The sequence below is a fragment of the Streptomyces sp. NPDC045287 genome (genome assembly GCF_056432325.1).
This window is the reverse complement of sequence record NZ_JBWKJG010000010.1, coordinates 1-12,702: the sequence shown is the minus strand read 5'-3', so window position 1 is coordinate 12,702 and position 12,702 is coordinate 1. Positions and strand designations below refer to the sequence as shown.

The 12,702-nt window shown below is 71.7% G+C and carries 8 protein-coding genes and 1 tRNA gene; 6 read left to right on the top strand and 3 right to left on the bottom strand.

Annotation, left to right across the window (positions count from 1 at the left end; translation table 11 throughout):
* The first annotated feature begins 211 nt into the window (after positions 1–211).
* Positions 212–1,939, top strand: a complete 1,728-nt coding sequence (locus AC07D6_RS17950; protein ID WP_479045334.1) for a long-chain-fatty-acid--CoA ligase — start codon at positions 212–214, stop codon at positions 1,937–1,939.
* A 51-nt stretch (positions 1,940–1,990) separates the two neighbouring features.
* Here the strand turns inward: AC07D6_RS17950 and AC07D6_RS17945 are convergent, their stop codons facing one another.
* Positions 1,991–2,332 (bottom strand): transposase, encoded by a 342-nt coding sequence (locus AC07D6_RS17945; RefSeq protein WP_479045331.1) that lies wholly within the window; start codon positions 2,330–2,332, stop codon positions 1,991–1,993.
* A gap of 485 nt (positions 2,333–2,817) precedes the next feature.
* On the opposite strand from AC07D6_RS17945, the gene AC07D6_RS17940 reads away from it, so the two are divergent.
* Positions 2,818–4,572, top strand: a complete 1,755-nt coding sequence (locus AC07D6_RS17940) for an alpha-keto acid decarboxylase family protein (protein ID WP_479045329.1) — start codon at positions 2,818–2,820, stop codon at positions 4,570–4,572.
* 759 nt (positions 4,573–5,331) lie between these two features.
* Here the strand turns inward: AC07D6_RS17940 and AC07D6_RS17935 are convergent.
* Positions 5,332–6,702 (bottom strand): transcriptional regulator, encoded by a 1,371-nt coding sequence (locus tag AC07D6_RS17935; RefSeq protein ID WP_479045327.1) that lies wholly within the window; start codon positions 6,700–6,702, stop codon positions 5,332–5,334.
* Positions 6,703–8,475: 1,773 nt separating this feature from the next.
* On the opposite strand from AC07D6_RS17935, the gene AC07D6_RS17930 reads away from it, so the two are divergent.
* From AC07D6_RS17930 to AC07D6_RS17920, 3 genes are all read left to right on the top strand, one after another.
* Positions 8,476–9,276, top strand: a complete 801-nt coding sequence (locus AC07D6_RS17930; protein WP_479045324.1) for an alpha/beta fold hydrolase — start codon at positions 8,476–8,478, stop codon at positions 9,274–9,276.
* Entirely contained in the window at positions 9,273–10,934 is a 1,662-nt protein-coding gene (locus tag AC07D6_RS17925; protein ID WP_479045322.1) for an FAD-binding dehydrogenase, read from the top strand. The genes AC07D6_RS17930 and AC07D6_RS17925 overlap by 4 nt, the downstream gene beginning before the upstream one ends.
* Before the next feature lie 182 nt (positions 10,935–11,116).
* On the top strand, positions 11,117–11,344 hold the full coding sequence (locus AC07D6_RS17920) for a hypothetical protein (RefSeq protein ID WP_479045320.1): 228 nt from the start codon (positions 11,117–11,119) through the stop codon (positions 11,342–11,344).
* A 99-nt stretch (positions 11,345–11,443) separates the two neighbouring features.
* Here the strand turns inward: AC07D6_RS17920 and AC07D6_RS17915 are convergent.
* A tRNA-Pro gene (locus AC07D6_RS17915) sits at positions 11,444–11,517 on the bottom strand.
* A 560-nt stretch (positions 11,518–12,077) separates the two neighbouring features.
* Here AC07D6_RS17915 and AC07D6_RS17910 point away from each other — a divergent pair.
* Positions 12,078–12,702: acyl-CoA dehydrogenase family protein (locus tag AC07D6_RS17910; protein ID WP_479045317.1), on the top strand; the 625-nt coding region annotated here is incomplete at its 3' end.

The window sequence follows — 12,702 nt, the reverse complement described above, 5'->3', positions numbered from 1 at the left end:
CGGGAAGGCCCGCGGGCCGGGGCGCGGAACAGCGGAAAAACCGACCACGACGGCATGTGGCAGTCATGTCCTTTGTCCGGTGGTCGGCGACCACGCGAGACCGGCGGGGAGGACGACAGGCGAAGCGGAGGGGAAATACCTTGCCGTTACGGATTCACGAGGGCCCGACAATCCGTTCCATCTGGCACGACACCCGATCCGGAGGATCACCATGCGCAGCACCATGCCGGACACTCCGCTCACCATCGCCCGTGTCCTGCAGTACGGCTCCACGGTCCACGGCGCTTCCACCGTGTCCACGTGGAACGGAAACGGATTCGACCGCAGGACCTACGCGGAGACGGGTGAGCGTGCCGCTCGTCTGGCGCACGCGCTCCGCGATCAGCTCGGTGTGCGCACCGGTACCGGACCGTCGAGCGAGCAGAGCGTCATCGGTACCTTCATGTGGAACAACGCCCGCCACCTGGAGCTGTTCCTCGCGGTTCCGGCGATGGGCGCCGTCCTCCACACGCTCAACCCGCGCATGCCGGCCGAGCAGTTGGCCCACACCCTCAAGGACGCGGGCGACGAGGTCATCGTCGTGGACGCCGACCTGACCGAGGCGCTCGCCTCCGTGCTGCGCCTCCTGCCCCGAGCGGTGCGGCACGTCGTCGTCGCCGGTTCCGGCGAACGCGCGGCGCTCGCCGGGCTCGCCGGTGAGGTGCACCGGTACGAGGAGCTGATCGCCGACCGTCCTCTCGACTACCCCTGGCAGGAGCGGCTCGACGAGCACACCGCCGCGACGATGTGCTACACGTCCGGCACCACCGGCCGCCCCAAAGGGGTGGTCTACAGCCACCGGTCGATATACCTGCACTGCTTTCAGATGATGGCCCCGAGCCACTACGACGTCGGCCAGCGCGACGTCCTCTTCCCCATCGCGCCCATGTTCCACGTGAACGGCTGGAGCATCCCCCACGTCGCGTTCCTCACCGGCGCCGACCTGTTGCTGGCGGACCGGTACTCCCGGACCGCATCGCTCGCCCGCATGATCGAACAAGGGCGGCCGACCTTCAGCGCCGCCGTGCCGACGGTCTGGGCCTCCCTGCTGGAGGAGCTGGACACCCACGCGTACGACACCGGCAGCCTGCGCCGGGTGTTCGTGGGGGGATCCGCGTGCCCTCCCGCCCTGATGGCCGCCTACCGGGACCGGCACTCCATCGACTTCCTGCACGGGTGGGGAATGACCGAGACCCTCGGGGCGGTGAGCGCGGCCGTGCCTCCGGGAGGGGTGGGCGCCGACGAGGAGTGGACCTACCGCGTCAGCCAGGGGCGGTTCCCGGTATCGGTCCGCTTCCGGCTCGTCGACCCGGACGGGGCCCTCGTGCCGCACGACGGCGTGTCCGTGGGCGAGCTGCAGCTGTGCGGTCCCGACATCACCACGGCCTACCACGGCGGCGTGGGCGCCCTTCCGGTACGGCCGGAGGGGAACTTCACCCCGGACGGCTGGCTGAGGACCGGCGACGTCGGAAGGATAACCCCGGACGGGTTCCTGACCCTCACCGACCGCGTCAAGGACGTCATCAAGTCCGGTGGCGAGTTCATCTCCAGCGTGCACCTCCAGAACACGCTGATGGAGCACCCCGCGGTGTCCGAAGCGGCGGTGGTCGCGGTGCCCGACGAGCGCTGGGGCGAGCGGCCCCTGGCGGTCGTGTCGCTGCGTCAGGACACCGGCGCCGACCCGGAGGAGCTGCGGGACTTCCTGGCCCGCCGCGTCGACTCCTGGATGATGCCCGAACGGTGGGCGGTCGTCGGGGAGATACCGAAGACCTCGGTGGGCAAGTACGACAAGCGCCGCATCCAGGTCCAGTACGAGCAGGGCGGGTTCGACGTCGTCAGCCTCGACAGGCGGCCCGGCAGTGCGCCCGCCACCAGGTCGGCGGAGCATGCCGACAGGTGAGGCGACGGCCTCTCCGAACCGCCCGCGGCGACGGCCCCGCGGCGGCGGACCTCACCGGGACATCGCGGCCTCCACGATCTCCATCGCCCACTCCCGGTCGCAGCCGATCTCCTCGTACTCCAGCACCGCCTGCCGCAGCCGCCCCCACAGCCCGGCCCTCGACCACGAGGCGAAGCGACGGTGCGCCGTGGCCGGGGAGACCTCGAACGAAGAGGGCAGGCGGCGCCAGGCGCACTCGCTGGTGAGGACGAACACCACGGCCGTGAAGACGTCGCGGCTGTCCAGCGGGCCGGTGCCGCCTCCCTGGCTCCGCGGGGCGAACTCGGGGATCAGCGGTGCGAACAGCTCCCACATCCGGTCGGACACCAAACGCCGTGCCAACGTCTCTCCCATGGCCGACATCATGGTGCTCGGCCGGGACCGCACAACCGGGCAGGGCCGTCTCACGTGGTGCCCGGTGCCCGCGGCAGCGATTCCACGGAGCCCTCCCGGCGACGTCCTGCCGCGAACCCGTCCCGACCCCCCGGCCTCCCCGCGCCCACCGCCGTGTGGGACGTGTCCCCGCGAAGGGCCCCGAAGCCCTTCCCCCCCCGTTGCACGCCCGCGCTCCGCCCGGGGCGCGGGGAGCGAGTGGCCCGGCGCACCTCCGCCACCGCCCCGTACGCCTGCCGGCGAAAGCCGAACCGCGTCCACGGTGACGGCCCGGCGGACACGGCGCCCGGCGGTGACGGCAGGGCGGCGGGCGGTGGCCCACCACGGTCCACCCCGGCGCGGAACCCCGCCGATCGCTCCGCGACACCGCACCCGAAGGCTCACGGCGCGCCGCTCTCCCCCGGCACGTGCGGCGCGGCCGGCCACCCGAGGAAAGGAAGGCACCCATGAAACCCCGGTCGTCCAAAACCGGCGAGACGGTCATCGACCACCTCCTGTACCGCTTGAGCGGCGTGGGGGTGAACCACCTGTTCGGTGTGGCGGGTGACTACAACCTCCCCGTCCTGGACCGTGTGCTCGCTCACCCGAAAGTGAAGTGGATCGGAACCGCGAGCGAGCTCGGCGCCGCCTACGCGGCCGACGGCTACGGTCGCACGCGGGGCTTCGGAGCACTCCTCACCACGTTCGGCGTGGGGGAGCTGAGCGCGATCAACGGGGTGGCCGGCAGTTACGCCGAGCGGGTCCCGCTGCTCCACATCGTCGTCGGACCGACGCAGGCCTCCGAACGCGCCGGGCTGGTGGTCCACCACACCATGGGGGACGGGGACTTCGACCGGTTCGCCCGCGCGCACCGGCAGGTGGTCTGTGCCGATGCCGTCCTGCGGCCCGGCAACGCCCTCGCCGAGATCGACCGGGTGCTGGCGGCCTGCCTGAACGAGAGCCGCCCCGGCTACCTCCGGGTGCCCCGTGATGTCGCCCTGGCCACCGTCCGGTCACACCGCCCGCCACCGCTCCCCCGCGGGTGGGCCGCCGACCCGGGCAGCCTCGAAGCCTTCCGTGCCGCGGCCCGGGCCCGGCTCGCCGCCGCGGACACCGTCGTGGTGCTGGCCGACTTCCTCGTGGACCGGTTCAAGGCCCGTTCCGAACTGGCCGGTCTGCTGCGGGCAGGTGCCTTCCCCCACGCGGTCCTGGCCACCGGCAAGACCGTCGTCGACGAGAGCGCCCCCGGCTTCCTCGGCCTGTACGCGGGAGCCATGAGCGAGAAGCGGGTCCGTCTCGCCGTCGACAGGGCCGACCTGCTGATCCGTGCCGGGGTGCTGCTCGCCGACATGACCACCGGCAAGTTCACGCACCGTTTCGATCCCGCCGCGGGCATCGACCTCGGGCCCACGACCGCCACGGTGGACGGCGTCGCCTTCCCGGACGTGCCGCTGGCCGCGGCACTGGGCGTGTTGACGGACCTGGTCGGTGACCTCGCCATGGCCCCCGCCCGCCCCGCCGGCGCCCGACGCCGCGGGCCGGCCGCGCCGGCACGCCGGGTCCCCGCCCTCCCGGCCGTGGTCCCCGGGAGGATCCTCGCCCACGGGCCGAGGCCGTACCGCTCCCTGCGCCCACTCACCCAGTCCTCCCTGTGGGAGGCGGTGGGCAACGCCATCCGTCCCGGCCACACGGTCGTCGCCGACGACGGCACTTCCATGCTCGGCATCGCCGACCGCCGCTTCCCCCGCGGAGCCCGGTTCATCGCACAACCGATGTGGGCGTCCATCGGCTACAGCCTGCCCGCGCTGCTGGGAGCACAGCTCGCCGACCCCTCCCGCCGCGGAGTGCTGATCATCGGCGACGGTGCGGCCCAGCTCACCGCCCAGGAACTGGGCACCATCAGCCGCTACCGCCTCAAGCCGATCGTGATCCTGGTCAACAACCACGGCTACACCATCGAGCGGATCACCCACGGCCTCCGCGCCGAGTACAACGACGTCGCCCGGTGGCGCTGGGGCAAGGTACCGGCCGCCCTCGGCGTCTCCCACCCCCTGGTACTGAAAGCCCGTTCCCCGGCTGCGCTGGACCGCGCGCTCGCCCGGGCCGCGGCCACCCCCCACCGCCTCGTCCTGATCGAAGCGGTGACCGGCCGGTACGACGTCCCGCCGGCGCTGAAGCGCCTGGCCATCAACAGGCCGGACAGGGCCCGCTGGGTCGCCTGACGGGTCCGCGCCCGCGGTCGGGCACCGCGACCCGCTCGACTGCGGGCGGGTTCCTCCTCCGGCCCGACCGGCGGGGCGACCTCCGCTCCGGCCGCACCCGTGGGACCCGGCAGGACGACGGGGCTCCCCCACCGGAAGGGCTGCCGAACCTCGATCGCCCCATGGGCTCACGGCGCGGTACCCGCGGTACGGGGGCTCCGCTCAGGAGGGCCGTCAGGTTTCACCGCCGGGCCTGTCCGGGAGCACGGGGGGGGACGCGTGGACGCGCACGCAGTGGACCGCGTACGGGTGAAGTCGGCGTCGTACGCCGCTGATGTGCCGGTTCCCACGGCGCGTGGCGGGGTGAGGTCGTGCAGGCGGGCGGTGCCGAGCGCACCATCACCCCTGAGCGGCAGCCCCGGAGGATCTTCCAAGTGCTCGTCCGCGCGGAGGCGTGCCCGACGCGGTGCGGACCTCGTGAGGGGAGGCGTGGCGTCCCTCCTTCTGGGCCGGAAGCCCCCGCCTGGCCGCGTTCGCAAGGGTGGGGAGGACCGGAGCGGTGTCCCGACGACCGCCGTCCGCGATCACCGTGGCCTGGTCGACGACGCCTTTCGCACCGGCGGCTTCCATGCCCCGCGGCCGTCGCGGCTGTCCGGCAGCGGCCGGCCGACCGCGGGGCCCGGGCGGGTGCCGGCGTCGACGACGGCCTGGTGGCCGGTCGGGCAACGGCAGCCCCTCGGCTGCTCGGCGACCGTGGGGTCACGGGCGGGAGGGAGCCGGTCAGTGCTCGTCCGCCGGACGGAGCCGGTGGGCTTCCTCATGCCGCCCCAGCGCCTCCAGGCGACCGCGGAAGGCTTCCAGGCGTCTGGCGCACTGCACGGAGCGCACCCCGCCCAGCACCTCCACGGCTTGTGCCGCGGTGCCGCAGCTCCGCTCCACCTCCCCGAGCTGCAGCTCCACCGACGCCAGGAGCAGCAGCCTGAGAGCGCGGCGCCGGGCTTTCGGCGCGCCTTCCCGCAGGGCCTCCTGCGCCCACCGGACGGCGGCTTCGGGCCGGCCCAGGTCCTGGTAGCAGTGCGCCAGCTCCTGCGCCAGGTACGCTCGGTCGACGTGGGGGATCCCTTCCTGGCGCTCGTGCGCGTCGGGACCGTCACCGTTCAGCGCTTCGAGTACCTGGTCGACGGCCTTCTCGCAGGCACCCGCGTCTCCCAGAAGGGCGTGGCCGCGGGCTTCGGCGGCGTAGAAGACCGCCCGAGAGGTCGCAGTGGTCCGTCGTTGCGTTCCTTCCCGGGCCACCTTCGCGAGCTGAACGGTCTCACCGGGGTTGTCGAGCAGCAGGGCCACGTGCCCCATCCCCGACGCGAGCACATAGCCTCCGAAGACGCGGTCGTCCGCCGCCTGCGCCAGGCGCAACGCCTGTATGTAATAGCGCTGGGCGAGCCCGAGCTGCCCGGTGTCGACCGTCATGTAGGCGGTGAGCTCCGTCAGCCGTGCGACGGCGCCGAGCAGGAGCCGCCCGGTCGACTCCCGGTACGGGCCCGCGAGCAGCCCGGAGACGACGCTGTCCAGGTAGCGCACGGCGACCGGGCGTATGTGCCCGCTGCCGAAGTTGTGGTCGAGGTCGGTCAGGGCGGCGGTGGTCGCCCGCACCACCTCGATGTCCGCCGGGCCGACCGCGGGGACGCCCTTGACCGCGACACTGGGATCCGGCTCGGCGATCAGCCAATCGCGGCTGGCCTGGACGAGCACGGAGGTGGCCAGCCGCTCCCTGGTCACCAGACCGCTGTACTTGGTGTCGCTGCGCCACAGTGCGCACGCCTGCTGGAGGGCGCCCGCCACCGTCGGCTCGAACCGCAGTCCCACGGTGGGGGCCAGCCCCGGGCCCGTGCTCATCCCTATGTCGTCGACGGTCACCGTACGGCCCAGCTTGCGCTCCAGCGCCTCGGCGATGATGGCGGGGGCGCGACCGCGAGGTTGCTGGCCCCGGAGCCACCGCGCCACCGACGTCTTGTCGTAGCGCAGATCGAGTCCGTGCTCGGCACCGCAGGTATTGACCCGGCGGGCAAGTCCCGTATTCGAACACCCCGCTTCTTCCATCACGGCCCTCAGCCGTTCATTGGCCTCACGGCCCGCACGCGGTGCTACGGCCATATTCACGTCTCCTTCTCAGGACCTGTATCGGGGATAGGTACCCGTCGCCGAGCCGCAACAGCCCCACCAGGGGTTTTTGGCCAATTCCGGATGGGCCGATTCCGGACGCATCCAACGGCAAGCAGATATCGATTTCGGCGGGTTGGCCGCCTGCCTCGCAAGAACTAACCCGAATCGATTTGATTCGATGGACCCACCGTCATATCACTTCACATCGAAGATGCGTGCCGTCCGCATCCGCGTCGATCCAGCGGCCGCGTTCTGGATTTCCATCCGTTCTTTTTCCGGGCCATGGGCCTTCAGGCGAGTGGACACGCTTCGTGCCGTGAAGGCGCCGCGTGGTCCCCGAGTTCACCCGCCGTCGACAACGCCTGAACGGTACGACGGGGTGCGAAGCCCTTTCACCCGGTGGGACGGGCGGGACCCGAGGCGGCGGCTCATCCGCCGCGACGCCTGCGGCCACAGCTCCTTCGGCCGCAGGACCGGAATTCGAGAGCGACGGATCCGCGACGTCCTCCCGACACATCGGGCGGCGTCTCTCCCGATCCGCCCGTGGTCGCCGTACGCACGCACCGCTCGGGCCTTCCTCGCCCCGGTGTCCGCCGCCGGCCCGGCCAGACTCAGGAATCGGCGTGTCTCGCTTGTTCCGACAGCCGAAGAAACGGGGGCGCCCCTTGTGCTGCTTGGTGGCGTAAAAGGCTGATGGAACAGTTTCTTGGGTCCAGCGGCCCCTCCTCGCCCGGAACACGGTCCCCACCCACCCCATCACGACCCGGTCGACAATGGTGACGAGCTATGACACATGATTGGCCATTGGCACTAGTGGACGATAGACGTACGTTCGGGGCAACCCTGCTGCAGGGGCGCACAGAAGGCTACCGGCATCCTTTGGCGCACATGCTAGGCGAGTAGTACTCGTCGGTATGCACTTCGGAACGCGTGCCCCCTCACAACGTGTCCCACGAGTCACCCCAAGGGCCACCGGTGACACGGGCCGGGTGACCGTACGCACGCGCGCGCGGACTACCGCGCCGCCCGTCGTGCGGCATGCGCTGGGCCTCGGCCCGCCCCGCGGTCCGGCGTCCCCCGTGCACGCCTCGCGAGGACCGGTCCGCCGGACGCCGGGCCGGGAGAGCCGTGCGGTGACGCGGCAGCGGAAGGCGCCTCCGCCCCGGGGCCGCCCCGCGCGACCGGTGGGCGTGCGCGTCACCGCGGGCCGGCGTCCGCCTGCCGTGCGTCGTCGGCCGGGCCGTGCCCGGTACGGCCACCGCGGTGCACCGGCGGTGTGCGCGCGCGGATGCCGCGGCACGCGCAGGCGTGCACGCCACGGGGCGGGGCCGCTTCCGGCCCCGCCCCGTGCGCCTGCCGGCGCCGGCAATCCGAAACTAGGGTGCCGTACACCCGCACACCCGGCCCATCGGAAATGGACGCCGCGGTGGGTGCACGGGGATGTGGTTTCACATCTCGCCACACGACTTCCCTCCCACTTCCGCACGGGAAACGCCCGCTCCGGCCCGAGCTCGACCCTCTTTCACTCGCAGTCCGCCGGTCATCAACCCATTCACCGTGGCCCGGCTTTGAAGAAAGCACGTCGTTTCCTCCGGCGGTACGGCATTCGATCACGCTGGAACGTGCCACGCCCACGCCCACGACACGAGACGGGACACCGTAATGAACAAACCCGCCGCCGCACCAAGGGAAAAAGTGGCGGAGCACTGGACCGACGTGGATGGAACAGCGGTCCGGTACCTCGAAACCGGGCGGGGAGACCCGGTGCTGCTGATACACGGCGAAGGCAGCGTCTCCGAACAGTGGTACGGCATTCTCCGGGGCCTTGCCGACAGCCACCGGATCATCGCCGTGGACCTGCCGGGATACGGCCACAGCGAACCGATCCGGAGCGCCGGTCCCGAAGCGATGGCCTCCTTCCTGTGGAGGTTCGCCCGAGCGGTCGGTGCGGAGCGGCCCGTGGTCGTGGGGCACTCCTTCGGAGGCGCCGTGGCCGTCCACATGGCCCTGCAACGACCGGACCACGTGCCGTCCCTCGTCCTGGTGGACTCCGCCGGCATGGGGCGCGCCATCAACCCGGCCATGGTGGTGCTGGCCGTCACCCCCCTGGGTGATCTGACGAAGTGGCTGATCCCCCGCCTGCCCTTCGGGCCTCGCCTGCTCGTGGTCTCGGTGGCGGTGGTGGGGGCCTGCCGCCCCTGGAACATCCCGCGCCCCTGGTGGTCCAGCCAGACCAAGGCCGTTTCCTCACCCGAGGCCCTGCCCACCACCCTGCGTTCGCAGCGCTCCTCGGTGGGGCCACTGGGACAGAAGAACCTTCTCCTGGGGCGGTTGCCCGAACTGCCGATGCCGACCCTGGTGGTCTGGGGCCTCCAGGACCTCTTCATCCCCTTCTGGCAAGGGATCGCCGTCCGACGCCGCCTGCGCGACGGGCGTCTGAAGCTGGTTCCCTGCGCCGGCCACCTGCTGCCGGCGGAGGCCGCCGGTGAACTACTGAAAGCCGTCCGCCCCTTCCTCGCTCACTCCACCGGGGCGGCGGCGGCTGAAGGAGGACTGCGACGGTGAACACCGAAGCCGATGTGATCGTGGTGGGATCGGGCCTGGCCGGTCTGGTCGCGACATACGAGTTGACGCGCGCCGGACGGCGCGTGGTCATCGTCGACCAGGAGAACCAGAACAACCTCGGAGGCCAGGCCTTCTGGGCCGAGGGCAGCCTGTTCCTGGTCAACAGCCCCGAGCAACGCCTGCTGGGCATCAAGGACTCCCGTGAACTGGCCCTGTCCGACTGGCTGGCCTCGGCCGGGCACGACCGCGACAGCGAGGACCGGTGGGCCCGCAGGTGGGCCGAGGCCTATGTGGACTTCGCCGCCGGGGAGAAGCGCGACTACGTGTACCGGCTCGGGCTGCGCCTGCTGCCCCTCGTCGGCTGGATCGAGCGGGGGGAAGGAACCGCGACCGGTCACGGCAACTCCGTCCCCCGGCTCCACTACACCTGGGGAAGCGGACCGGAAGTGGTACGGACGTTCCGCAAACCGGTGCTCGCCGCCGCCACGCGCGGCCTGGTCACCTTCAAGTACCGGCACCGGGTGGACGAACTCGTCATCGAGGGCGGGGCCGCGGTCGGCGTGCGGGGGGCGGTGCTGGAGCCCTCGCGGGAGCCGCGCGGCGTGCCCTCCTCCCGGAAGGAGACCGGGAGGTTCGAGATACGTGCGCAGGCGGTGCTCATCGCCTCCGGCGGCATGGGCGCCAACCACGACCTCGTGCGCGCCCACTGGCCGACCGACCGCCTCGGCCCGGCGCCGGCGACGATGCTCACCGGTGTGCCGGCGCACGTCGACGGACGCATGCTGCAGATCACTGAGCGCGCCGGCGGTTCGGTGGTCAACCTCGACCGCATGTGGTTCTACAACGAGGGCATGAAGAACTGGGCTCCCGTGTGGCCCGGCCACGGGGTGCGCCTCCTGCCCGGCCCGTCCCCCCTGTGGCTCGACGCGACGGGGCGGCGGCTGCCCCCGCCGCTGTTCCCCAGCCACGCGTCCCTGGCGACGCTGCGGCACCTCAGGTCGACCGGTCACGACCATTCGTGGTTCATCATGACCCACTCGATGGTGGACAAGGAGTTCGCACTGTCGGGATCCGATCAGAACCCCGACCTGACCGGCAAGAACTGCCTGCTCCTGCTCCAACGGTTCAAGAAGAGCACGATGGCGCCGATACGCGCGTTCATCGAGAACGGCGAGGACATCCTGGTGAGCCGTACGCTCTCCGAGTTGGTGGAGGGCATGAACGCCCTCACGCCCGAACCACTCCTCGACTACGCGCGCGTGGAGCAGGAGGTGGTGGCCCGCGACCGGCAGGTGGCCAACGACTACGGCAAGGACATGCAACTGATGGCCGTGCGCAACGCACGGGCGTACCTGCCGGAGAAAGCGGTCCGGATCGCCGCTCCGCACCGCCTGCTCGACCCGGCCCACGGTCCACTGGTCGCCGTACGACTGCGTCTGCTCACCCGCAAGACACTGGGCGGAGTGCAGACCACCCTCGGCTCGCAGGTCGTGCGGCCGGACGGGACGACTTTCGACGGTCTGTACGCGGCGGGAGAAGCGGCCGGATTCGGCGGCGGAGGGGTACACGGGTACAACGCCCTGGAAGGGACCTTCCTCGGCGGGTGCATCTTCTCCGGCCGGGTCGCCGGCCGTACGCTCGCCCACGACCTGGCGTGAACCGTCCCGGACCGTCGGCGAGCACCGGGGGCGGCGGCGGGCGGGCCGAGCGCGTGCCGGGCCGCGGGACCGCTGCTCCCGTGGGGCCACGCGGTGCGCCCGCCCGCTCCGGCCGCCGTCGTCGGCGTCACCCGCGCGAGCCCCTCGGCAAGGGGCGGACGGGTCGGCGGAGGCGTCGGGCGATGGCCGCGTCGCCGGCGAACCGGCGTGCCGGATCGACCTGGTGCACCGGCGTCGGGGCCCGGGCACGGGTCCTGCGCAAGATCGCCGGCCATGGCACGCCGCCCACCGCCCAGCACGGTCCGCACCCGGGCGTACACAAGAGCACAGCCGCCGGCGCGGCCCTCTCCGCCCACCCGGGCGTGCTGCACCCGGCGTTCCCTCCCGCCCCGATCGTCGTCACCCGCTGACGCCGGTCGGGGAGCACCGGCCCCCACCGGCTCCCAAGAATGATCAAAAGGCCGCTTCGGATTGCTCCGAAACGGCCTCTGACCTGCGACTCTTACGAGTCGGGACGACAGGATTTGAACCTGCGACCCCTTGACCCCCAGTCAAGTGCGCTACCAAGCTGCGCCACGTCCCGATGCCCGTCTGACCTGGGGTTTCCCCGGCCCGGCGTGCATGAGAACAATACCGCACTCCGAGCGGTGATCACTAACCGCTTCGACGGAAGGCGCGTGTCGGGGCCGCCGGGGCGCACGCCCCGAAGGCCGCGCGCACTGGATGCGCCCTCTCGTGCATCCGAGCGCCTCCCCCCGGCTTCGGGCACCGGGCGCCGGGGAGGTCGCCGTCCGGCGCAGGACGGCGTGTTCCGGCCCTCCGGTCCACTCCGGCGGCCGATCGGAAGGTCGCACATTGGTGCGGAACGTTCGGCCCGGCACCGCCGCCGCACCCTTGCCCTTGGCATGTGGCAGGAGGGCAGGCGGGGAATGCCCCACGGAGGGACGGCCGCCCGACCCGGCGCCATGCACAGCCCTCTTCGAACGTCAATGGATCTTGTTTCGGACAATGTTCAGGACCGTGTTGAACCGCCCCCGGGAGATCAACACCATGAGGTGTCTGCCTGCTCGGGAGGGGAGCGCTACCGATGCACCACCTGCTCGAACACCCACACGAGCAGGCGTTTCGCAGAGGAGGGCTCGCATGGACGGCTATTTCGCCGGTCGGCTGCACCACCAACTCAGGCAGCAGGTGAGAGACTTCGCGGAGGCCGAGGTCCGGCCACGGATTCCCGCCATGGAGGCGGCCCGCTCCGTGCACCACGAACTGTCCCGGCTCATCGCCCGCCAGGGCTGGCTGGGCGCGACGATCGGCACGGACCTGGGAGGGATGGGCGTCGGCCACCTCGGCAAGACGATCATCATCGAGGAGCTGTCCCGCGTGAGCGCGGCGATGGGCGCGATGGTGCAGGCGTCCCAGTTGGGCGTCGCGAAGATCCTGCACTTCGGGAACGACGAGCAGAAGAAGACCTGGCTGCCGCTGATAGCCGCCGGTGAGTGCCTTCCCACGATCGCGGTGACCGAGCCGGAGTCCGGCGGCCACGTGCTGGGCATGGCGGCCAGTGCCGTGCGCGACGGCGACGACTACGTCCTGACCGGCCGGAAGGTCTTCGTCGGCAACAGCCACGTCGGGGACCTGCACGGCGTCGTCGTGCGCACCGGCCCCGGCCCCAGGGGGCTCACGGCGTTCCTGGTGGAGGCCGACCGGCCCGGCCTGCACGTCGGCGGCGAGAGGCCCACGATGGGCCTGCACGGCTTCGGCTTCGGCG